The organism is Sphingomonas trueperi (assembly GCF_011927635.1).
In the GTDB taxonomy this organism is placed as follows: Bacteria; Pseudomonadota; Alphaproteobacteria; order Sphingomonadales; family Sphingomonadaceae; genus Sphingomonas; species Sphingomonas trueperi.
The window spans coordinates 631788-651792 of the sequence record NZ_JAATJB010000001.1; the positions used below are offsets into that span (position 1 = coordinate 631788).

Below are 20005 nucleotides of genomic sequence, written 5' to 3' on the forward strand. Positions count from 1 at the left end.
GGCCGTTCCGCTGATCGGCCAAGTCGTTCAGCGCTGCGCCACCAGCCATGTTGAAGAAGCCGGAACGACCCGCGCAGTATCGTACGAACAGTGCTAGAATTGATGCACGTTATGGCGAAAAAGAATCGATCATAACCGAACTATGTGAACCATGTCGAAGCCCATCCGCTCTCTCCCCGTACCACTTAAGGAGAGACGGCATGTTCATGCACAACAAACGCCTGCAATATACCGTGCGCGTGGCCGAGCCCAACCCGGTGCTCGCCTCGCTGATGCTCGAGCAGTTCGGCGGCCCCGATGGCGAGCTGGCCGCGGCGATGCGCTATTTCACCCAGGGCCTCGCCGAGGACGATCCCGGCCGCAAGGACCTGCTGCTCGACATCGCCACCGAGGAGCTGAGCCATCTCGAGGTGATCGGATCGATCGTCGCGATGCTCAACAAGGGCGTGAAAGCGCATATCTCGGAAGGCGACATGGAAGAGGCCGAGCTGTACATGTCGCTGACGCAAGGGGGGAACAGCCACACCCAGGCGATCCTCTATGGCGGCGGCCCGGCGCTGACCAATTCGGCGGGCGTGCCGTGGACGGCGGCCTATGTCGACAGCCGCGGCGACCCGACCTGCGACCTGCGCTCGAACATCGCCGCCGAGAGCCGCGCCAAGATCGTCTATGAGCGGCTGATCAACCTCACCGACGATGCCGGCATCCAGGACGCGCTCAAGTTCCTGATGACGCGCGAGGTGGCGCACCAGAAGTCGTTCGAGAAGGCGCTCTATGCGATCGAGGACAATTTCCCGCCGGGCAAGCTGCCGGGCGTGCCGGAATATGCGAGCATGTACGTCAACACCTCGCAGGGCGAAGGCGACATGCGCGGTCCGTGGAACGACGGGCCGGAATGGGACCGGGTCGACGATCTCCAGCAGACGCTGCCCGCCGACGATGGCGACGGTATGCCGACGGTGACGCTGGGTTCGGCCGACACCGCCGCGCTCAGCCAGCTGGCCGAGCGGACCAAGTCCGATCCTTCGACCAACCCGACCACCGGCGCCGATCTCGCCGCTGGCCCTGGCGCGGGGCGGACCAAGAGCGACGTCGAAGCGTGAGGCTTCGGCCCGGCCGGGCATGCTGCTCGGCCGGGTCTTGCTTCAGCGGCGCTCCAGCCTGTCGAGCCAGGCGCCGAGCCTACCGCGCGAATAGGTGAGCGCCTGGTAGAGGCCGAGCGAGGCCTTGGCCCAGCGGATGTACAGCCCCGGCATCCCCACCCGATCCGCCGCCCAGGCGATGCGGTGGCTCCAGGCGGCAATCCCGGCGCGGGTGCGATAGACAAGCTTGCGCCGCCATCCAATCCCGGCGGCGCTGGGCGCCACGCGCTTCTTCGGGCGGATCCCCCGCCGCGTCCAGGTCAGCCGATAGGCCAGGCCCTCGCGGCGATGCCGCAGCCCGGCATCCTGCGTGCCTGCGATGAAGTCGGCGTCCACGGACTCCAGCGCCAGCCGTCCCTCGCCGATCGCCGCCGCCACTATGTCGCGTAGCACCGGCGCGCGGACGATCACGACGTTGGTGCCGCGGCCGTCGGAGGCATAGGGCTCCACCCAGGCATCGCCGAACGCGATGTCGGCGGTTTCCGCGACGACGTCGTCGCATAGGTTGCACGCGCTGTTCTGGAAGAACCCCGCGCCCCAGTCGCCGTCGGCCAGATGCCACCAGTCCTGCCAGCGCGCGCTGCCGTCGGCGAGGGTCAGGTGCGCGGTGTACCAGTTGGCGGGGCGATCGGCGTCCTTGCGGCGATAATCGACGGCGGTCACCCCGTCTGGGTCGACGTCCAGCTGCCAGGCGAAGCTGTCGACCAGCCGCCCGCTCTTCATATGGCCGCAGAACAGCCCGAGCGTTGCGGTGATCCGCTCGGCGAGCACCGGCTCGGCAGCGCGGGCGAGGTGCACCGCCTTGACGAAGCAGGGCACGCCGACCACCGCATAGCGGCCCGGCACCCGTCGGATCTCGTCGAGCACATGGGCGAGGTGGACCGGATGGTAGCGCGAGCGCGCGCCCTCGGCGATCTGGTCGAGGCTGCGCGAGATGCGGTAGCCGAAATGCGGCGCGGCGGGGCCGGGCAGCGGCACGACATGCGCGACGCCGTCGATCAGCCCGCGGCGGAGCAGCTCGGCGGCGACCCAGCTGACCATCCCGCCCGAACTGCCCCCGGCGCGGAAGTCGCCCTCGGCGACATGGCCGACATAGGCGGCCTCGAACCGACCGATCCTCGGGTCGGCGACCGGGGCGGCGGGGAAGCGATCCTCGGCGATCGCATTCTCGTCCACCGCCTGGGGTGAGAAGGGGCAGGTGGCGGCGAAGTGCGGCGTGGCCGTCTCGCGCCAGCCGGGCGGGCCCTGGGGCTTGAGCTGGCGATAGCCGTCCCAGCCCATATGCCCGCCCCCGCCCGACGCACAGCCGCCGCAGCCGATGCACAATCCGGAGCGACTAATGGCGGCCGGGCTGGGCGCCTCAGCCAAGCACCTTGTCCAGATAGGCGTTCGACTGGTCGCGCATCGCCGCGATCCTGCCGCCGATTGCGGCATCGAGCGGCACGTCGAGGATCGCGCCGAGATCGATCCGCGCGCCGGGCACGAGCAGGTGCCGTTCGGCGCCGAGCAGCTCGGTCAGGTCGCGCACCTTGTTCATCCGATAGGGCGAAGGCGCGCAGGCGAAGGGCGTCTTGTTAAGCAGTGCGAACACGCAGCCATGGAAGAAGTTGGTCAGCACCGCCTGCGCCCCCGACATCGCCGCGGCGAAGTCGTGTGGGCCCGCATCAAGCCATTGTTCGTCCGCCCAGTCGTTGCGATAGCCGATGCTGATCAGCCGGATGCCGCGCGCCGTTGCCCAGTTGCGCGCCGCCGCGGCGAAATCCTCGGGCAGGCCGTGGCCATAGACCAGCGCGTAGCGACCCGCGGGCACCGGCGTCGCCGCGTCGGACTGGGGCGGGAATTGCAGGCAGGGATCAAGCACCACCATTGGCGCCTTGCCGATCGCCTCTGCCACCAGCTTCTGGCTGTTGGCGTCGCGCACCGCGATCCTGTCGAAGCGGCGCAACTGGTCCTGCCAATAGGGATCGAGCCCGGCATCGGCATCATAGCTGCCGAAGCTTGCGGCATAGGCGGCGACGCATTCGGCGTTGAGCCCCTGGCCGAAGAAGATCGAGGCGCCGCCATACCAGGGGTGGCGCAGGTTCCACACCTCGTCGCTGCCGACCAGCACGGTATCGACATGCGGCATCTCCAGCGGATCGACCAGGTCGAAGCCCGGCGAGAGCGGCAGCGCATCGAAGGCGCAGAGGAACTTGCGCAGTTTGGCGCCATAGCGGCGGCGATCCCCGGCGCTGGCGCGCACCGGCAGCGTCGGCTGGAGCGCGCCCCGCCATTCGGCGCGGGTGACGCGGGGGCATTCGTGATCGAGCAGCATCACCCGGTGGCCGCGCGCATGCACGCCCTCGGCCAGGCAGCGTGCCTGCCAATAGGAGCCGTAATTGATGCAGCGATGGAAGGTGAGGATGCCGACACTGCGCGTATCGCTGCGCAAGTCGTAGAGAAGCGTCGAAGAATCGTCGGACCCCGGAAGTTTCATGCGCGCGCGCATCCGGTGCCGAAAACGGCCGAAGCCATGTGGTGTCCTCCCTCTGGTTTCGCCATGAACGAGGGGGAGGGCGTGCGGTTGCGCCTCAAGCCTAAAAATTGAGGGGTGACGTCAGCCTCAGCATGCCTCCGGCCAGTACAGCCGCATCGGGTTGCCGACGAGCAGCTTGTGCTGAAGCGCCGGCGTCGGCGCGATGCGCGGGATCATGTCGACCAGCGCGCCGTCATCGGGGATCGCATCCTGCATGTTGGGATGTGGCCAGTCGGTGCCCCACAGCACGCGGTCCGGATAATCGGCGACCAGCGGCGCCACCGCGGCCGCGAAATCGTCCCAGGGCGGGCCCTTGGCGTCGAGCCGGTCGGGGCAGGTGACCTTGGTCCAGATGTCGGGGCGGCTGTCGAGCAGCGCGCGGAATGCCTGCATGTCGGGGCCGTGCGCGCCCTGCGCCACGTCCGGGCGGCCCATATGGTCGATCACCAGCAGCGTCGGGATCGCGTCGAGGAAGGGCCGGAGCTCGGCGAGGATATCGGCCTCGAAATAGACCACCACATGCCAGCCGAGCGGCTGGATGCGGCGGGCGACTTCCAGGAACTTGTCCTTGGGCGCATCGTCGACGAGCCGCTTGAGGAAGTTGAAGCGCACGCCGCGAATGCCGCCGTCGTGCAGGCGTTCGAGCTCGGCATCGCTGATCGCCGGATCGACCACGGCAACGCCGCGGGCGCGGCCCTCCGACTTGGCGATGGCGTTGAGCGTCGCGGCATTGTCGGTGCCGTGGCAGCTCGCCTGGACGATCACGTTGCGGGCGAAGCCGAGCCTGTCGCGCAGCGCGAACAACATCTCGGGCCCGGCATCCTCGGGGAGGTACTTGGCCTTCGCGCTGAACGGGAACTCGGCCATCGGGCCGAAGACATGGCAGTGCGCATCCACCGCGCCGGGGGGCGGGGTGAAGCGCGGTACGCTGGGATCGGCGTGCCAGCTGGTGATGCGGCTCATGCGAAGACCTCTCCGTCCATCAGCTTGCGCGCGGTGCGCAGCATCGCGGCGGTGACCACCGCGCCCGTTTCGTCCAGCTCCATCACGCAGGTGGTCTCGCCGGTCGGATGCTCGACCGACAGCGTCTTGCGCTGGCCCTCGGGCACCACCGCGACCTCGGCCGCAGGCGAGCCCGGCAGCAGGCAGGCGGTGGCGACGCTCACCGCGCCGAGCACGCCGATCGAGGCATGGGCGCGGTGCGGGATGAAGCTGCGCACCGTCACCGCGCCGCCGTTGCGGGGCGGGGCGACCAGCATCATCTTGGGCACCGACTTCTCGCGCACGTCGCCGAGGTGCATGCGTTCGCCCACCGCGAGCCGGATCGCCTCGATGCGGGCCTTGAGCGCGGTGTCGCCGTCGAGCGTGTCGCGATCCTCATAGCCGGTGACGCCGACGTCCGCCGCCTTCAGCACCACGCAGGGCATGCCGTTGTCGATCAGCGTGACGGGGACGCCTTCCACCACGTCCACGACATTGCCGCTCGGCAGCAGCGCGCCGCAGGAGGAGCCGGCGGTGTCGCGGAATTCGAGCGGGATCGGGGCGGCGGTGCCGGGCACGCCGTCGATCCGGGCGTCGCCGGCATAGGTGACGCGGGCCTGCGGGGTCTGCACCGTGGCGACGGCCTGTTGGCCGGTATTGACCAGATAGACGCGGACGCGCGTCTCGCCGTCCTGCGCTTCGACCAGTCCACGTTCGATCGCGAAGGGGCCGATTCCAGCGAGGATATTGCCGCAATTCTGCGCGTCGGAAACGACCGCCTGGTCGACGAACACCTGGAGGAACAGGTAATCGACATCGGCGCCCTCGCGGCTGGATTTGCGCACCACCGCCACCTTGCTGGTCAGCGGGTCGCCGCCGCCCATGCCGTCGATCTGGCGCGGATCGGGCGAGCCCATGATGCGCAGCAGGAAGGCATCGCGCGCGGCGGTGTCGGCGGGCAGATCCTCGGAGAGGAAGAACGCGCCCTTCGAGGTGCCGCCGCGCATCCACATCACCCGGGCGGCGGTCATGCGGCGTACACCCGCACGATCCTCCCCGAGCATCGCTCGGGGAGGGGGACCGCGCCCGCAGGGTGTGGTGGAGGGGACGCCGCGCGAGCGGCGGCATCCCGGCGGCGATCGGCACCCGCGCCTTCGGCGCGGCCCCTCCACCATTCGCTGCGCGAACGGTCCCCCTCCCCCGGCAAGCCGGGGGAGGACTGGGCGTACTGCTCACACATATTTCAGGCCCATCTCGGCGAGGCGGGGGCGCATGGCGTAGATGTCGAGCCCGAGCTCGCCGGCCGCCAGCCGCTGGCGCTTGGCCTCCTCGGCGGCTTCGCGGGCCTGCGCCTTCTCCAGCACGGCAGCGGCGTTGCCGCGCGGTACCACGCACACGCCGTCGTCATCCGCCACGATCACGTCGCCGGCGTTGACCAGCGCATTGGCGCAGACCACCGTCACGTTGACCGAGCCGAGCGTCGCCTTGATCGTGCCCTGCGCGTGCACCGCCTTGGACCAGACCGGAAAGCCCATCGCGGTCAGGTCGCGCACGTCGCGCACGCCCGCGTCGATGATCAGGCCGCGGCAGCCGCGCGCCTGCGCCGAGGTGGCGAGCAGGTCGCCGAAATAGCCGTCGGTGCAGGGGCTGGTCGGCGCGAGCACGAGGATGTCGCCTTCGCGCAGCTGTTCGATCGCGACATGGACCATCCAATTGTCGCCCGGCGGCGCGGAGATGGTGACGGCGCTGCCCGCGATCCGCGCGCCGGCATAGATCGGCCGCAGGTGCGGCGCGAGCAGCCCGGTGCGGCCCTGCGCCTCGTGCACCGTGGCGACGCCGGCATGGGCGAGGCCGTCGATCACCGCAGGATCGGCGCGTTCGATGTTCTGGACGACGATGCCCGACATGGCAGCTCCTCTGGTCTTTTGCCGGTGGAGGTGCGCGCATGGCGCCAGCCGAGCCAATCGGAAGGATGGCAAGGTCATTAGTTTTTGCTAATCGTCGTGTGTGCAGGTCGATCAGCTCAATATCCGCCATCTCGCCGCGATGGCCGCCGCGGTGCGGCTGGGCAGCGTCAGCCGCGCGGCGGAGGCGGTGAATCTCACCCAGCCGGCGGCGACCCAGGGCATCGCCAAGCTGGAGGCGCAGCTGGGGCTCGCGCTGTTTGAGCGGCGCGCGACCGGCATGATGCCGACCGAGGCCGCCGCGCGGCTCGCCCCGCGGGTGGAGGCGGCGCTGCGGCTGATCGGCAGCAACCGGGTGACGGCGGCGCAGCTGCGGGCGTTCGTCGCGCTGGCCCAGCGGGGGAGCTACCCGGCGGCGGCGCAGGCGGCGGGGGTGACGGTTTCCTCGCTGCACCGCGCGGTCGGCGATCTCGGGCTGGCGCTGGGGCAGCGACTCGTCGACCGGCGGGGGCGGGGGCTGGTGCTCACCCATCATGGGGCGCAGGTAGCGCGGCGGCTGCGGCTGGCGCTTGCCGAGCTGCGCGCGGGGGTGGAGGATCTCGGCGAACTGCTCGGGCGAACGTCGGGCCGGATCTCGATCGGGGCGATGCCGCTCTGCCGTGCGCGGCTGTTGCCCCATGCGATCAATGCCTTCCGCCGCGCCCACATGGGCATCGACCTGCTGATCCACGAAGGCGCGCATGGCGAGCTGGTCGGACCCTTGCGCGACGGCGAGGTCGACCTGATGATCGGCGCGCTGCGCGATCCCGAGACGCTGGGGCCGGACCTCGTCCAGGCGCGGCTGTTCGACGATAGGCCGACGATCATCGCGCGCGCCGGGCACCCGCTGGCGGCCGCGCCCGATCGGCTCGCGGCGCTGCATCGCCATGGCTGGATCGTGCCCCCCGAGGGCACGCCGCTGCGCACCTTGTGGCGCAATCTGTTCGCCGCACTCGGTGGCCCGCTGCCGCCCGTGCCGATCGAATGCGGATCAGTGATGACGATCCGCGAGCTGCTCCAGGCGGGTGACGAGCTGACCCTGCTCTCGGTCGACCAGCTGTCGGTGGAACTGGCCAGCGGGCTGCTCGTCGATCTGGGGCCGGCGCCGGGTGCCGTCACGCGGACGATAGGGGTGACCCACCGCGCGGACTGGCGGCCTACCCGCGCACAGGCAGCGTTCCTGGCGACGCTCCATGCCTCGGCGGCGACGCTCTATACGTAAAAACTTATAGCGGGGCGGCGGATTCGATTGGTCGCCCGGTCGGCGCTCGGCCATGCCGGGCACCATGCAAGACAGGATCGCCCTGATCGGCTTTGGAGAGGCGGGTTCGACCTTCGCGCGGGCCGGCGGCTGGGAGGCCGGCGCACGCGTGTTCGATCGCAAGACCGACGGCACCGCGGCCGCCGCGATGCACGCGCGCTATGCCGAGGCCGGGGTCGAGGGCGCGGCGACGCTGGCCGAAGCACTGGCCTACCGCCCGCTGGTCCTGTCGCTCGTCACCGCCGACCAGGCGCTTGCCGTGGCGCAAGCCGCCGCGCCGCATCTGGCGCCGGGTGCGCTCTATTGCGACGGCAACAGCGTCGCGCCGCAGACCAAGCAGGCAGCGGCGCGGGCGGTGGAAGCGGCGGGTGCACACTATGTCGATCTCGCGATCCTTGCCCCGGTCGATCCCGCCCGCCTCGCCGTCCCGGTGCTGCTCAGCGGCGGACAGGCGCAGGCTGCGGCCTCGGTGCTTGCCGCCCTCGGCTTCCAGAGCATCGACATTGTCGGTGATGCGGTCGGCCGGGCCTCGTCGATCAAGATGATCCGGTCGGTGATGATCAAGGGCATGGAGGCGCTGACCGCCGAATGCATGCTCGCGGCCGAGGCAGCGGGGGTGCGCGATGCGGTGCTCGCCTCGCTCGACGCCAGCGAGCGCCAGCGTCCCTGGGAGACGCGTGCCGACTATAATCTCGACCGCATGCTGGTCCACGGGCTGCGCCGCGCCGCCGAGATGGAGGAAGTGGTCAAGACGCTGGAGGCGCTGGGCACCGGCGCCGCCATGACCCGCGGCACGGTCGAGCGGCAGCGCGCGATCGGCGCGCTGGGGCTCGGTACCCCGCCCGAGGGGCTGGGGCCCAAGCTCGCCGCGATCGAGGAGAGGACGAAATCCGCATGACGATGATCATCGACTGCCACGGCCACTACACCGTGCTGCCCAAGGCGCACGACGCCTGGCGCGAGGCGCAGAAGGCCGCGTTCAACGCCGGCGAAACGCCGCCGCCCTATCCCGAGATCAGCGACGACGAGATTCGCGCGACGATCGAGGCCAACCAGCTGCGCCTGATCCAGGAACGCGGCGCCGACCTCACCATCTTCTCGCCGCGCGCCTCGGCGATGGCCCCGCATGTCGGCGACGAGGGCGTGGCGAAGGAATGGGCGCGGCGCTGCAACGACCTGATCGCGCGCGTCGTCGCCCTCTACCCCGAGACGTTCGTCGGCGTGTGCATGCTGCCGCAGAGCCCCAAGGCCGATATGCAGGGCTCGATCGAGGAGCTGGAGCGCTGCGTCACCGAACTCGGCTTCATCGGCTGCAACCTCAATCCCGATCCGGGCGGCGGCCACTTCACCCACCCGCCGCTCACCGACCGCTACTGGTACCCCTTCTACGAGAAGATGGTCGCGCTGGACGTGCCGGCGATGATCCACGTCTCGGGCAGCTGCAACCCGGCGATGCACGCGACCGGCGGCTATTACATCGCGGCGGACACGATCGCCTTCATGCAGCTGCTCGAAGGCGATCTGTTCAAGGATTTCCCGACGCTGCGCTTCATCGTGCCCCATGGCGGCGGCGCGGTGCCCTATCATTGGGGCCGCTATCGGGGCCTGGCGGACATGCTCAAGAAGCCGTCGCTCGACGAGCATCTCATGCACAACATCTTCTTCGATACCTGCGTCTATCACCAGCCGGGCATCAATCTGCTGGCCGATGTGATCGACACGAAGAACATCCTGTTCGGCTCCGAGATGGTCGGCGCGGTGCGCGGCATCGATCCCACCACCGGGCATTATTTCGACGACACCAAGCGCTATGTCGACGCGCTGAACCTGCCCGAGGCGGAGCGCCACGCGATCTTCGAGGGCAATGCCCGCCGCGTCTTCCCGCTGCTCGACGCCAAGCTGAAGGCGCGGGGGCTATGAGCACGGACATCCACGAATATCTGGCCGAGCTGGAGGATATTCCCGGCACCCGTGTCTACACGGCGGCACGGGCGCGGCGCGGCTATTGGATGAACCAGTTCGCCATGAGCCTGATGACGGCGGAAAACCGCGAACGCTTCAAGGCCGACGAGCGCGCCTATCTCGACGCGTGGCCGCTCACCGAGGAGCAGAAGCAGGCGCTGCTCGATCGTGATTACAATCGCTGCCTCGATCTGGGCGGCAACATCTATTTTCTCGCCAAGCTCTTCTCCACCGACGGCCTCAGCTTCCTGCAGGCGGTGGGCACGATGACGGGGATGCGCCCTGAGGAGTATCAGGCGATGATGGTCGCCGGCGGCCGTAGCCCGCAGGGCGTCCGCTCGATCCGGGAGAAGCGTTGATGGCACGGATTACCGCGGGCGTCGCGACCAGCCACGTCCCCGCCGTGGGCGCGGCGATCGATCTCGGCAAGACGGCCGAGCCCTATTGGCAGCCGGTGTTCGCCGGCTATGACTGGTCGAGGCAATGGATCGCGGGCGAGAAGCCCGACGTCGTGATCCTGGTCTATAACGACCATGCCTCGGCCTTCGACATGCGGATCATCCCGACCTTCGCGATCGGCTGCGCCGAGCGCTATGGCATCTGCGACGAGGGCTGGGGGCCGCGGCCGGTGCCGGACGTGATCGGCCATCCCGATCTCGCCTGGCACATCGCGCAGAGCTGTATCCTCGACGAGTTCGACCTGACCATCGTCAACGAGATGCAGGTCGATCACGGCCTCACCGTGCCGATGAGCCTGATGTTCGGCCAGCCCGAGGCATGGCCGGTCCGGGTCGTGCCGCTGGCGGTGAACGTCGTCACCTATCCGCCGCCCTCGGGCAATCGCTGCTGGCTGCTCGGCGAGGCGATCGCGCGCGCGGTCGAGAGCTATCCCGAGGATCTGAACGTGCAGGTATGGGGCACCGGGGGTATGAGCCACCAGCTCCAGGGGCCGCGCGCCGGGCTGATCAATGCCGAGTGGGACAATCGCTTCCTCGACTGGATGAGCGGCCCCTATGGCGACGAACTCCGCGCCATCCCGCATATCGAATACCTGCGCGAGACCGGGTCCGAAGGGATCGAGATGGTGATGTGGCTGATCATGCGCGGCGCGCTGGGGCGCGACGTGCGGGCGCTGCACCGCCATTACCACGTGCCCGCTTCCAACACCGCGGTCGGGCATCTCGTGCTCGAACCCGTCCGCTGACCCACGACTTACAGGAGACATCCATGCGTATTGCCCTGGCCGGTGCCGGCGCGTTCGGCGAAAAGCATCTCGACGGCCTGCAGAAGATCGACGGGGTGGAGATCACCTCGATCATCAGCCGCACCGCCGAGCAGGCCGCCGCCATCGCCGAGAAATATGGCGCCCGGCACCACTCGACCGAGCTGGCCGACGCGCTCGCCCGCGACGATGTCGACGCGGTGATCCTCTGCACCCCCACCCAGATGCATGCCGCACAGGCGATCGCCTGCATGGAGGCCGGCAAGCATGTCCAGGTCGAGATCCCGCTGGCGGACAGCTGGGCGGATTCGCAGGCCGTGCTCGCCAAGCAGCAGGAGACCGGGCTGGTCTGCATGGTCGGCCATACCCGGCGCTTCAATCCGAGCCACCAATGGGTCCACCACCGCATCGTGGCGGGCGAACTCGCCGTCCAGCAGATGGACGTGCAGACCTATTTCTTCCGCCGCAAGAACATCAATGCCAAGGGCCAGCCGCGCAGCTGGACCGACCATCTGCTGTGGCACCATGCCGCGCACACGGTGGACCTGTTCGCCTATCAGGCGGGCCGAATCGTCCAGGCGCATGCGGTGCAGGGGCCGATCCATCCCGAGCTCGGCATCGCGATGGACATGTCGATCCAGCTCAAGAGCGAAAGCGGGGCGATCTGCACCCTGTCGCTCAGCTTCAACAATGACGGGCCGCTGGGTACCTTCTTCCGCTACATCTGCGACAACGGGACCTACATCGCCCGCTACGACGATCTGGTGAACGGCAAGGAAGAGCCGATCGACGTGAGCCAGGTGGACGTGTCGATGAACGGCATCGAGCTGCAGGACCGCGAGTTCGTGTCAGCCATCCGCGAGGGGCGCGAGCCGAACAGTTCGGTGGGCAAAGTGCTCGATTGCTACCGCGTGCTCGGGCAGCTGGAGACCCAGCTGGCGGGCTGAGAAGTCAGCGCACCCCGAGCAGGGTGAGCGCGCGGGCGAGGTCGGCCTGGCGGAAGGGCTTGGGGAGATGCGCGAAGTCGCGCCCCAGCCCTTCGACACCGGCATAACCCGAGACGATCAGCGTCGGCAGCGCGCCGAGCCGCGCCTGCACCGCGCGTGCGAGGTCGGTGCCGGTCATCCCCGGCATCAGGTGATCGGTGACGAGCAGGTCGGGCACCAGGCCCCTGTCGAGCATCGCCAGCGCTGCTTCGGCGGAGTCGGCCAGCTGCACCTGATAGCCGAGCGCCTGCAGCATTTCGGCGGCCGTGCCGCGCACGATATCCTCGTCGTCGACCAGCAGCACCGTGCCGGCGCCGTCATGCGGCTCGTGGCGCTGCGGCGCTTCGTGGGCGGCGAGCGCCTCGGCGCTGACCGGCAGCCACAGCTCGACTTCGGTGCCTTCGCCCAGCCGGCTCGACAGCCCCAGCGTGCCGCCCAGCTGGCTCGCCAAGCCATGGACCATCGACAGGCCGAGCCCGGTGCCGCGGCCGACGCCCTTGGTGGAGAAGAAGGGCTCGATCGCGCGGGCGAGGGTGCCTGCGTCCATCCCCGATCCGGTGTCGCGCACCGCCAGCCGCACATAGCGCCCTGCGGGTAGCGGCGTCGGCGCATCGCCCGCGTTGCCCAACCCCAGCCGCACTTCGAGCGCACCGCCCTCGGGCATCGCGTCGCGCGCGTTCACCGCCAGGTTGAGCAGTGCCATCTCCAGCTGGTTGGCATCGGCGCGGGCGGGCGGCAGCGCCTCGGGCTTGGTCACCGACAGCGCGATCTTGGGGCCGAGCGTGCTGGCGAGCAGCGGCACCATGCCGTCGACCAGCACCGCCATGTCGACCGGCGCGGGCTGGAGCGGCTGGCGTCGGGCGAAGGCAAGCAGCCGCTGGACGAGCGTGCTCGCCCGCTCCGCCGAGCGCATCGCGCCGTCGAGCAGCCGGTGCAGCACCGGATCGTCGCCGCGCTTGCGCAGGATCAGGTCGAGGCTGCCGATGATCGGGGTCAGCAGATTGTTGAAATCGTGCGCAACGCCGCCGGTCAGCTGGCCCATCGCCTCCATCTTCTGGCTCTGGCGCAGCGCCGCCTCGGTCTCGCGCAGCGCGGCGGTGCGTTCCTCGACGCGGCGTTCGAGCGTCTCGTTGGCGGCTCGGACATCGGCGATCAGCCCGGCATTGTCGATCGCGACCGCGGCTTGTGCGGCGAGGGTGCGCGCCAGTTCCTCGTGCCGGGCGGTGAAGCGGCCGGGCAGCGAATGGCCGAACAGCAGCCCGCCCAGGACCGAGCGATCGCGCGACACGACGGGCACGGCGAGATAGCTGGTGACGACGGGGTGGCCCGCCGGCATGCCGTGATGCGGCGTGTTCTGGCCATAGTCCGGCTCGCGGGTCACGTCGTCGGAGCGCATCACCACATTGCGGAAGATCGGCGCGAACACCGCGGTGGCACGCGGCCGCCCGAGCGATTCAAAGCGGTCGCGATCCTCGCCGGAGAGCGTGAACAGGTGCAACCGCTCGCCGCTTTCGTCCATCACATTGTGGAAGAAGGCACCGACGCTGGCGCCGGTCAGCGCCACCCCCGCATCGGTGAGCATCTGCACCAGCCGTTCGAGGTCATGCTCGGCCGAGAGCGCCGCGCCGACGCGATTGAGCGTCTCCAGTGCGGCCTGGGCGTTGCGTTCCTCGCTCACGTCCTCGCACGAAATGGCGATCTGGTGGATCTCGCCGTTCCAATTATAGATCGGCACCCAGTTCTGGCGCCAGGTGGAGGTCCCGTCGGGCCGCGCGCGCGTGGGTCCGGTGATCTCGATGCCGAGCAGCGGCTCGCCGGCGAGCACCCGGAGCAGCGCGGCCGCCACCTGGTCGGTGAGCTCGGGCACGATCTCGCTGACGTGGCGACCGATATGGTCGGCCACCGGGATTCCGTTCCACTCGGCAAGCTGGCGGTTGATCCGGATGTAGCGCAGATCGGTATCGAGCACCGCCAGCCCTACCGGCGAGTTGTCGTACATCACCGCAAGCTCGTCGGCCTGCTCGCGGGCGAGCCCTTCACTGGCCCGCAGCGCCGCCTCGCTCTCGCGCAGCCGGCGATCGGCCTTCACCCGCTCGGTCGTCTCGGAGACGACCGACATCACCCCGCCGACCGCGCCGTCTTCATCGCGCACCGGCGACATCGAAATGTCGAAATAGACGATTTCGCCGAAGCCATGGCGTTCGGTGTAGAAGCGCCGGTCGCGCGCGGAGAGCGTCTTGCCGGTGGTTCGCACATGGGCGAGCATCGGCCCCAGCTCGTCCCAGCTCTCCGCCCAATAGGGCTGGGCGGGGTTGCCGAGCGCATCCGGATGCTTGTTGCCGATCGTCTGGGCGTAGGCGGCATTGTACAGCGCGACATCGTCCGGCCCCCAGAAGATCGCGACCTGGGCGTGCGATGGCAGCATCAGCGTCAGCGCGTCGCGCAGGCAGCGCGGCCAGGTCTCGGGCAGGCCGAGCGGCGAGTCCGACCAGTCCCGCGCCGCGATCAGCCGATCGAGCGGTGTCGCGCTGGCGGCGTCGAGGCCCGCCGGTGGGGTCATCCCTCGGCAGGCACGATCGGATTGACGGCGCGGCGGGCCCCGGACGTGCGCCGGTCGAGCGCCGCACGAATGCGGTCGGCCAGCTGCTCGCGGCGATAGGGCTTGCCGATCACGTCGAGGTTCGAGCCGCGCGGAATGTCGGCGACGAGGTCCTCGTTGTAGCCGGTGGTCATCAGCACCGGCGTCTCCGGATGGGCCTCGCGGAACTGCTCGACCAGCTCGAGCCCGCTCATGCCGCCGGGCATGACGATGTCGGTGAACAGCAGGTCGATCGTCTCTGTCCTGAGCCGCTCCAGCGCCTCTTCGCCGCTCGACGCGAGCACGACGCGGTAGCCGAGCGCGGCGATCTGCTCCTGCGCCAGCGCGCGCACGTCGTCGCTGTCCTCGACCAGCAGGATGGTTTCGCTGCCGCCGGTCGCGCCCTGGCCGGTCGCCTGTTTCGGCGCGGGGGCGGCGGGTGCGGTCCCGGTCGTGGCATTGGCAACAGGGAACAGCATGCGGATCTCGGTCCCCTCGCCGGGCGCGCTGTCGATTTCCAGCCGCCCCAGCGATTGCTGGACGAAACCATGCACCATCGCAAGCCCCAGCCCGGTGCCGCGCTCGGCACCTTTGGTGGTGAAGAAGGGCTCGGTCGCGCGGCGGCGGACATGGTCGGGCATGCCGGTGCCCTCGTCGCGAATCGTCAGGACGACATACTCGCCCTCGGGCAGCTGGTGCATCGGCGCATCGCCGTTGAGCTTCCACAACCGCGTCCCGATCGTGACGGTGCCGCCCTTGGGCATGGCGTCGCGCGCGTTGAGCAGCACATTGAGGATCGCCATTTCGAGATGGGTGGGATCGACCTGCACCGCCGGCAGCCGACGCTCGAGCGCGGTGACCAGCCGGATCTGCGCGCCGACGGTGTTGTCGAGCAGGTCGCCGAACTCGTGGATCAGCTGGTTCATGTCGACGGTCTTGGGCTCCAGCCGGGTCTTGCGCGCAAAGGCGAGCAGCTGGCGGGTGAGCTTCGATCCGCGATCGGCGGCGCGCGCGGCGTTGGTCAGCAGCCGGCGGTGGCGCTCGTCCTCCACCTGGCTTGCGACGATGTCGATATTGCCCGAGACGACCTGGAGCAGATTGTTGAAATCGTGCGCCAGGCCGGCGGTGAGCTGGCCGATCGCCTCCATCTTCTGCGCCTGGCGGAAGGATTGTTCGGATTCGCGCCGCCGCGTCACGTCGAGCTGGCTGGCGAAGAAGTAGAGCAGCTCGCCATCGGGCCCGAGCACCGGCGCGATGAACACCGCGTTCCAGAACGAGCTGCCGTCGCGGCGATAGTTGATCAGCTCCAGCGCGATCGCTTCCTTGGCGTCGATCGCGGCGCGCAGCTCGGCCACGGCATCGCGATCGGTCTCGGCGCCCTGGAGGAAGCGGCAGTTGCGGCCGAGGATCTCGTGCTCCTCATAGCCGGTAAGGTCGAGGAACGCCTTGTTGGCGAAGACGATCGGATTGTCGTCCTGCCGCGGGTCGGTGAGGATCATCGGCATGCGCGTCATCTGCAGCGCGGCGAAGAACACCGTGCTGCGATCGCCGAGGCCGGGCGTGTCGATGACCGCGCGCTTCCAATGGTGCGTCGGGTGATTGCCCGTCGGGCTGTAGGAGGTCGAATCCTTCAGGTCGCCGGCCGCTTCTCCGGTCGCGGCGGGCTTGTGCTCGTCGTCAGTCTGCACGCGTCTGGCTTCCTCGTGATCACAGCAACCCGCCAGACAAATGCGCGAAACGCCGTTTCGGTTGCGAACCTTTTGGAAGCATAGGAAAATTTCAGGGTTGCCGCCAGTCCAGTTGTGACCAGCCGCGCGCCGCGGCCAGCTTCGCCAGCGGGCCATGCGCGTTGACCGCGAACGCCTCGTCCGCCCAGCCGAGCAGCGGCGCGTCCGAAACATGGTCCGAATAGGCGCGGACGTAACAGTTAGCGCGCAGCAGACCCTCTGCCGCCAGCCAATTTTCGATCATGTGGAGCTTTACGGGCCCGTAACAGTTCTCGCCCTCGAGTTCGGAGAGAATATGCCCTTGCCCGTCCCGCTTCGCATTGGTCGCGATCACGTCGTCGAAGCCCAGCCGTTTGCCGATCGCCTCGGCATAATAGCGGTGAGAGGCGGTCGCCATCACCAGCCGGTAGCCGGCGGCGCGATCGGCCGCGATCTGCGCGCGCGCGCCCTGCAGCACGCCCTTCTGCAGCTCCAGATCGGCAAAGGCCTCGGCCACCACGGTCATTTCGGCGGGCGGCAGCGCGCGGCCGAGCAGCAGCCGGTGCGACAGCCGCTTGAGCCCCGCGCGATCGACGCGGCGCGCCAGATAGGCGAGGCCGCCCAGCCCCACCACCGGGAACAGCCCCAGCCGCCACGGCGCGCGGGTGCGCGCGACGTGCAACAGGAACCGCGTCCAGGTCGGTTTCGCGGTGATGGTCTTGTCCATGTCGTAGATGGCGAGGCGTTGCATTGCGCTCTCTAGCCACGGAGGAACTTGCCGTTCCAGCCAGAATCGCGGAAAGGGGGTTTCGATGAGGGCACCCGCCGACTTTGAACGGTCCGACGACAACGGCGAGGCGGTGCTCCGCTTCTCCGGCAATCTTTCGCTTGCCTGCCTGGGCGATCTGCCCGCGCGGCTGGAAACCGTGGAGGGCGACGTCGCCCGGCTCGACCTTAGCGACATCGGCCGGATGGACACGGTCGGCGCCTGGGTGGTCCACCGCTTCGCGCGCGATCGCGGTGCCAGGATCGAGGGGCTGGGCGCGGACGAGCAGCATCTGCTGGAGCAGGTGATCGCCGCCGAACACCCGATCCAGCTGCCGCCGCCGCCGCCGGGATCGCTCACCCGCGCGCTGAGCGAGATCGGCGGCGCGGTGATCAATTCGGGCAAGACGCTCTACGGCCTGCTCGGCTTCATGGGCGCGACCGTGCTCGCGCTGTGGCACGTCATCACCCATCCGCGCCGCTTCCGCTTCAACGCGACGGTGCAGCGCTTCGAGGTGGTCGGCGTCGGCGCGCTCGGCATCATCGGGCTGATGAGCTTCCTGATCGGCATCGTCATCGCCCAGCAGGGATCGGTGCAGCTGCGCCAGTTCGGCGCGGAGATCTACACGATCAACCTGCTCGGGCGGCTGACGTTGCGCGAGCTCGGCATCCTGATGACCGCGATCATGATCGCCGGTCGTTCGGGATCGGCCTTTGCCGCGCAGCTCGGCACGATGAAGCTCACCGAAGAGATCGACGCGATGCGGACGATCGGCGTCTCGCCGATGGAGGCGCTGGTCCTGCCGCGGGTCTTCGCGGTGGTGTTCATGCTGCCGCTGCTCGGCTTCTATTCCTCGATCATCTCGATCCTCGGCGGCGGGCTGCTCTGCTGGGTGGATCTCGGCATCACGCCGGTCACCTTCATCCAGCGCATCCGCGAAGTGGTGCCGCTCACCGATCTGTGGGTCGGGCTGGTCAAGGCGCCGGTGTTCGGCGCGATCATCGCGATGGCCGGCTGCTTCCACGGCATGCAGGTGGAAGGCGATGCCGAGCAGGTCGGCCAGCGCACGACCACCGCGGTGGTGCAGGCGATCTTCCTGGTGATCGTGCTCGACGCCTTCTTCGCGGTGTTCTTCACCAATGTGGGCTGGACATGACCGACGCTGCACGCGGCGACGACCGCGAAATCCTCATCCGCGTTCGCGGCCTGCGCAACGGCTTCGGCGAGCAGATCGTTCATGACGATCTCGATCTCGACGTGCGCCGCGGCGAGATTCTCGGCGTGGTCGGCGGGTCGGGCACCGGCAAGTCGGTGCTGATGCGCTCGATCATCGGGCTGCAGACCCCGCTGGACGGATCGGTGGAGGTGTTCGGCGAGAACACGATCGGCCGCGAGGAGACCGAGGCCGTCGACATCCGCAAGCGCTGGGGGATCCTGTTCCAGGGCGGCGCGCTGTTCTCGACGCTCACCGTCTCCGAAAACGTCCAGGTGCCGCTCAAGGAATTTTACCCGGGGGTCGACCAGGCGCTGCTCGAGGAAATCGCCGCCTACAAGGTGGTGATGACCGGCCTGCCGCCCGAGGCGGGGCCCAAATATCCGGCCGAGCTGTCCGGCGGCATGAAGAAGCGCGCCGGCCTGGCGCGCGCGCTGGCGCTCGACCCGGAACTGCTCTTCCTCGACGAACCGACCGCCGGGCTCGATCCGATCGGCGCGGCGGCGTTCGACGAGCTGACCGCATCGCTGCAGAAGACGCTGGGCCTCACCGTGTTCCTGATCACCCATGATCTGGATACGCTGTATGCGATTTGCGACCGCGTCGCGGTGCTCGCCGACAAGCGGGTGATCGCGGTGGGGACCATCCCCGAGCTGCTGGCGTTGGACCATCCGTGGATCCAGGAATATTTCAACGGACCGCGCGGGCGCGCCGCGGTCGCGGGCCCGAACCGGCCGGTGCATGAGGATAAGAGGGGCTGATGGAAACGCGTTCCAATCATGTGCTGGTCGGCGCGGTGGTGCTGATCCTGCTGGCGGTGCTCGCGCTGTTCATCGTCTGGCTGTCGCGGCTGGGCGGCGGCGACGAGCGCCAGTACGACATCTTCTTCAAGCAGTCGGTCGACGGCCTCAGCCGCGGTTCGTCGGTGAGCTTCTCGGGCGTGCCCGCCGGCACGGTGAAGGACATCCAGTTCTGGCGCCCGGACCCCAGCCTGGTGCGGGTGCGGATCAGCGTGCAGCCCGACGTGCCGATCCTCGAAGGCACCAACGCGACGATCCAGGGCAGCTTCACCGGCCCCAGCACCGTGCAGCTGGACGGCGCGGTGAAGGGCCAGCCGCCGATCGAATGCCCCAAGGACAATCCCCGCGCGACCTGCCCGCTGGGCGTCCCCGTGATCCCGACCAAGGCGGGCGGCCTCGGCGCGCTGCTCAGCTCGGCACCGAAGCTGCTCGAGCGGCTGACCACGCTCACCGAGCGCGTCTCCGACCTGCTCGACGAGAAGAACCAGGCCTCGATCTCGGGCATCCTCGCCAACACCAACCGGCTGACCAAGTCGCTGGCGGATCGCGGGCCCGAAATCGCCGCGACGCTGGCCGAAACCCGGATCGCGATCCAGCAGGCCGGCGCCGCCGCGCAGCAGATCGGCCAGCTCGCCGCGACGACCGACGGGCTGGTGACCAGCGACATCAAGCCGACCATCGCCAATCTGAACGCGACGATCACCTCGGCGCGCAAGAGCGTCGAGACGCTGGATGCGACGATCGGCGACGCCCGGCCGGGGATCCAGACCTTCTCGAACAAGACCATGCCCGAGGTCGGCCAGCTCGTGCAGGATCTGCGCGAGATGTCGATGGCGCTCACCAGTGTCGCGCACAAGCTCGATCAGGGCGGAGCCTCCAGCCTGATCGGCGCGCCTGCGCTGCCCACCTACAAGCCGAAGAAGTGAGGTT

18 protein-coding genes are annotated in these 20005 nt (G+C 68.9%); 10 read left to right on the plus strand and 8 right to left on the minus strand.

The genetic code is table 11. From position 1 onward, the window contains the following. Positions 1–200 precede the first annotated feature (200 nt). Positions 201–1103 carry a manganese catalase family protein gene (locus GGR89_RS02935; protein WP_125976835.1) on the plus strand — a complete coding sequence of 301 codons (903 nt, stop codon included), beginning with the start codon at positions 201–203 and terminating at the stop codon, positions 1101–1103. Positions 1104–1145: 42 nt separating this feature from the next. Here the strand turns inward: GGR89_RS02935 and GGR89_RS02940 are convergent, their stop codons facing one another. The 5 genes from GGR89_RS02940 to ligK form a co-directional block, all read right to left on the minus strand. Further along, on the minus strand, positions 1146–2423 hold the full coding sequence (locus GGR89_RS02940; RefSeq protein WP_206434315.1) for a Coenzyme F420 hydrogenase/dehydrogenase, beta subunit C-terminal domain: 1278 nt from the start codon (positions 2421–2423) through the stop codon (positions 1146–1148). A 79-nt stretch (positions 2424–2502) separates the two neighbouring features. Continuing rightward, complete coding sequence (locus GGR89_RS02945) at positions 2503–3618, minus strand: polysaccharide pyruvyl transferase family protein (protein WP_125976833.1); 1116 nt, start codon at positions 3616–3618, stop codon at positions 2503–2505. A 126-nt stretch (positions 3619–3744) separates the two neighbouring features. Further along, a complete protein-coding gene (locus GGR89_RS02950; RefSeq protein ID WP_125976832.1) occupies positions 3745–4620 on the minus strand; it encodes an amidohydrolase family protein in 876 nt (291 codons plus the stop codon). Then, entirely contained in the window at positions 4617–5669 is a 1053-nt protein-coding gene (locus GGR89_RS02955) for a 4-oxalomesaconate tautomerase (RefSeq protein ID WP_167712703.1), read from the minus strand. Before GGR89_RS02955 ends, GGR89_RS02950 begins: the two co-directional genes overlap by 4 nt. A gap of 201 nt (positions 5670–5870) precedes the next feature. Beyond that, a complete protein-coding gene (gene ligK / locus GGR89_RS02960) occupies positions 5871–6545 on the minus strand; it encodes a 4-carboxy-4-hydroxy-2-oxoadipate aldolase/oxaloacetate decarboxylase (protein WP_125976830.1) in 675 nt (224 codons plus the stop codon). Between the two features lie 100 nt (positions 6546–6645). On the opposite strand from ligK, the gene GGR89_RS02965 reads away from it, so the two are divergent. From GGR89_RS02965 to GGR89_RS02990, 6 genes are all read left to right on the plus strand, one after another. Then, on the plus strand, positions 6646–7803 hold the full coding sequence (locus GGR89_RS02965) for a LysR family transcriptional regulator (protein WP_125976829.1): 1158 nt from the start codon (positions 6646–6648) through the stop codon (positions 7801–7803). Positions 7804–7867: 64 nt separating this feature from the next. Then, entirely contained in the window at positions 7868–8740 is an 873-nt protein-coding gene (locus GGR89_RS02970; protein WP_125976828.1) for a DUF1932 domain-containing protein, read from the plus strand. Next, a complete protein-coding gene (locus tag GGR89_RS02975; protein ID WP_125976827.1) occupies positions 8737–9762 on the plus strand; it encodes an amidohydrolase family protein in 1026 nt (341 codons plus the stop codon). Before GGR89_RS02970 ends, GGR89_RS02975 begins: the two co-directional genes overlap by 4 nt. Further along, entirely contained in the window at positions 9759–10163 is a 405-nt protein-coding gene (ligA, locus tag GGR89_RS02980) for a protocatechuate 4,5-dioxygenase subunit alpha (protein WP_125976826.1), read from the plus strand. The genes GGR89_RS02975 and ligA overlap by 4 nt, the downstream gene beginning before the upstream one ends. Continuing rightward, the gene (locus GGR89_RS02985; protein ID WP_125976825.1) at positions 10163–11008 is read left to right on the plus strand and encodes a class III extradiol dioxygenase subunit beta; all 846 of its coding nucleotides are present in this window, start codon (positions 10163–10165) and stop codon (positions 11006–11008) included. Before ligA ends, GGR89_RS02985 begins: the two co-directional genes overlap by 1 nt. 23 nt (positions 11009–11031) lie before the next feature. Continuing rightward, entirely contained in the window at positions 11032–11973 is a 942-nt protein-coding gene (locus tag GGR89_RS02990; RefSeq protein WP_125976824.1) for a Gfo/Idh/MocA family oxidoreductase, read from the plus strand. Between the two features lie 4 nt (positions 11974–11977). On the opposite strand, the gene GGR89_RS02995 is transcribed toward GGR89_RS02990, so the two are convergent. The 3 genes from GGR89_RS02995 to GGR89_RS03005 form a co-directional block, all read right to left on the minus strand. Further along, positions 11978–14572 carry a PAS domain-containing protein gene (locus GGR89_RS02995; RefSeq protein WP_125976823.1) on the minus strand — a complete coding sequence of 865 codons (2595 nt, stop codon included), beginning with the start codon at positions 14570–14572 and terminating at the stop codon, positions 11978–11980. Next, positions 14569–16278 carry a histidine kinase famiy protein gene (locus GGR89_RS03000; RefSeq protein WP_125976822.1) on the minus strand — a complete coding sequence of 570 codons (1710 nt, stop codon included), beginning with the start codon at positions 16276–16278 and terminating at the stop codon, positions 14569–14571. Before GGR89_RS03000 ends, GGR89_RS02995 begins: the two co-directional genes overlap by 4 nt. Before the next feature lie 91 nt (positions 16279–16369). Continuing rightward, positions 16370–17047 (minus strand): HAD family hydrolase, encoded by a 678-nt coding sequence (locus tag GGR89_RS03005; protein ID WP_125976821.1) that lies wholly within the window; start codon positions 17045–17047, stop codon positions 16370–16372. A 61-nt stretch (positions 17048–17108) separates the two neighbouring features. Between GGR89_RS03005 and GGR89_RS03010 the strand changes: the two genes are divergently transcribed. The 3 genes from GGR89_RS03010 to GGR89_RS03020 are packed head-to-tail and all read left to right on the plus strand — an operon-like array spanning position 17109 to position 20001. After that, positions 17109–18218 carry an ABC transporter permease gene (locus GGR89_RS03010; protein ID WP_125976820.1) on the plus strand — a complete coding sequence of 370 codons (1110 nt, stop codon included), beginning with the start codon at positions 17109–17111 and terminating at the stop codon, positions 18216–18218. Beyond that, positions 18215–19036, plus strand: a complete 822-nt coding sequence (locus tag GGR89_RS03015) for an ABC transporter ATP-binding protein (protein WP_125976819.1) — start codon at positions 18215–18217, stop codon at positions 19034–19036. The genes GGR89_RS03010 and GGR89_RS03015 overlap by 4 nt, the downstream gene beginning before the upstream one ends. Then, positions 19036–20001, plus strand: a complete 966-nt coding sequence (locus tag GGR89_RS03020) for an MlaD family protein (RefSeq protein ID WP_125976818.1) — start codon at positions 19036–19038, stop codon at positions 19999–20001. Before GGR89_RS03015 ends, GGR89_RS03020 begins: the two co-directional genes overlap by 1 nt. The last annotated feature ends 4 nt before the right edge of the window (positions 20002–20005 follow it).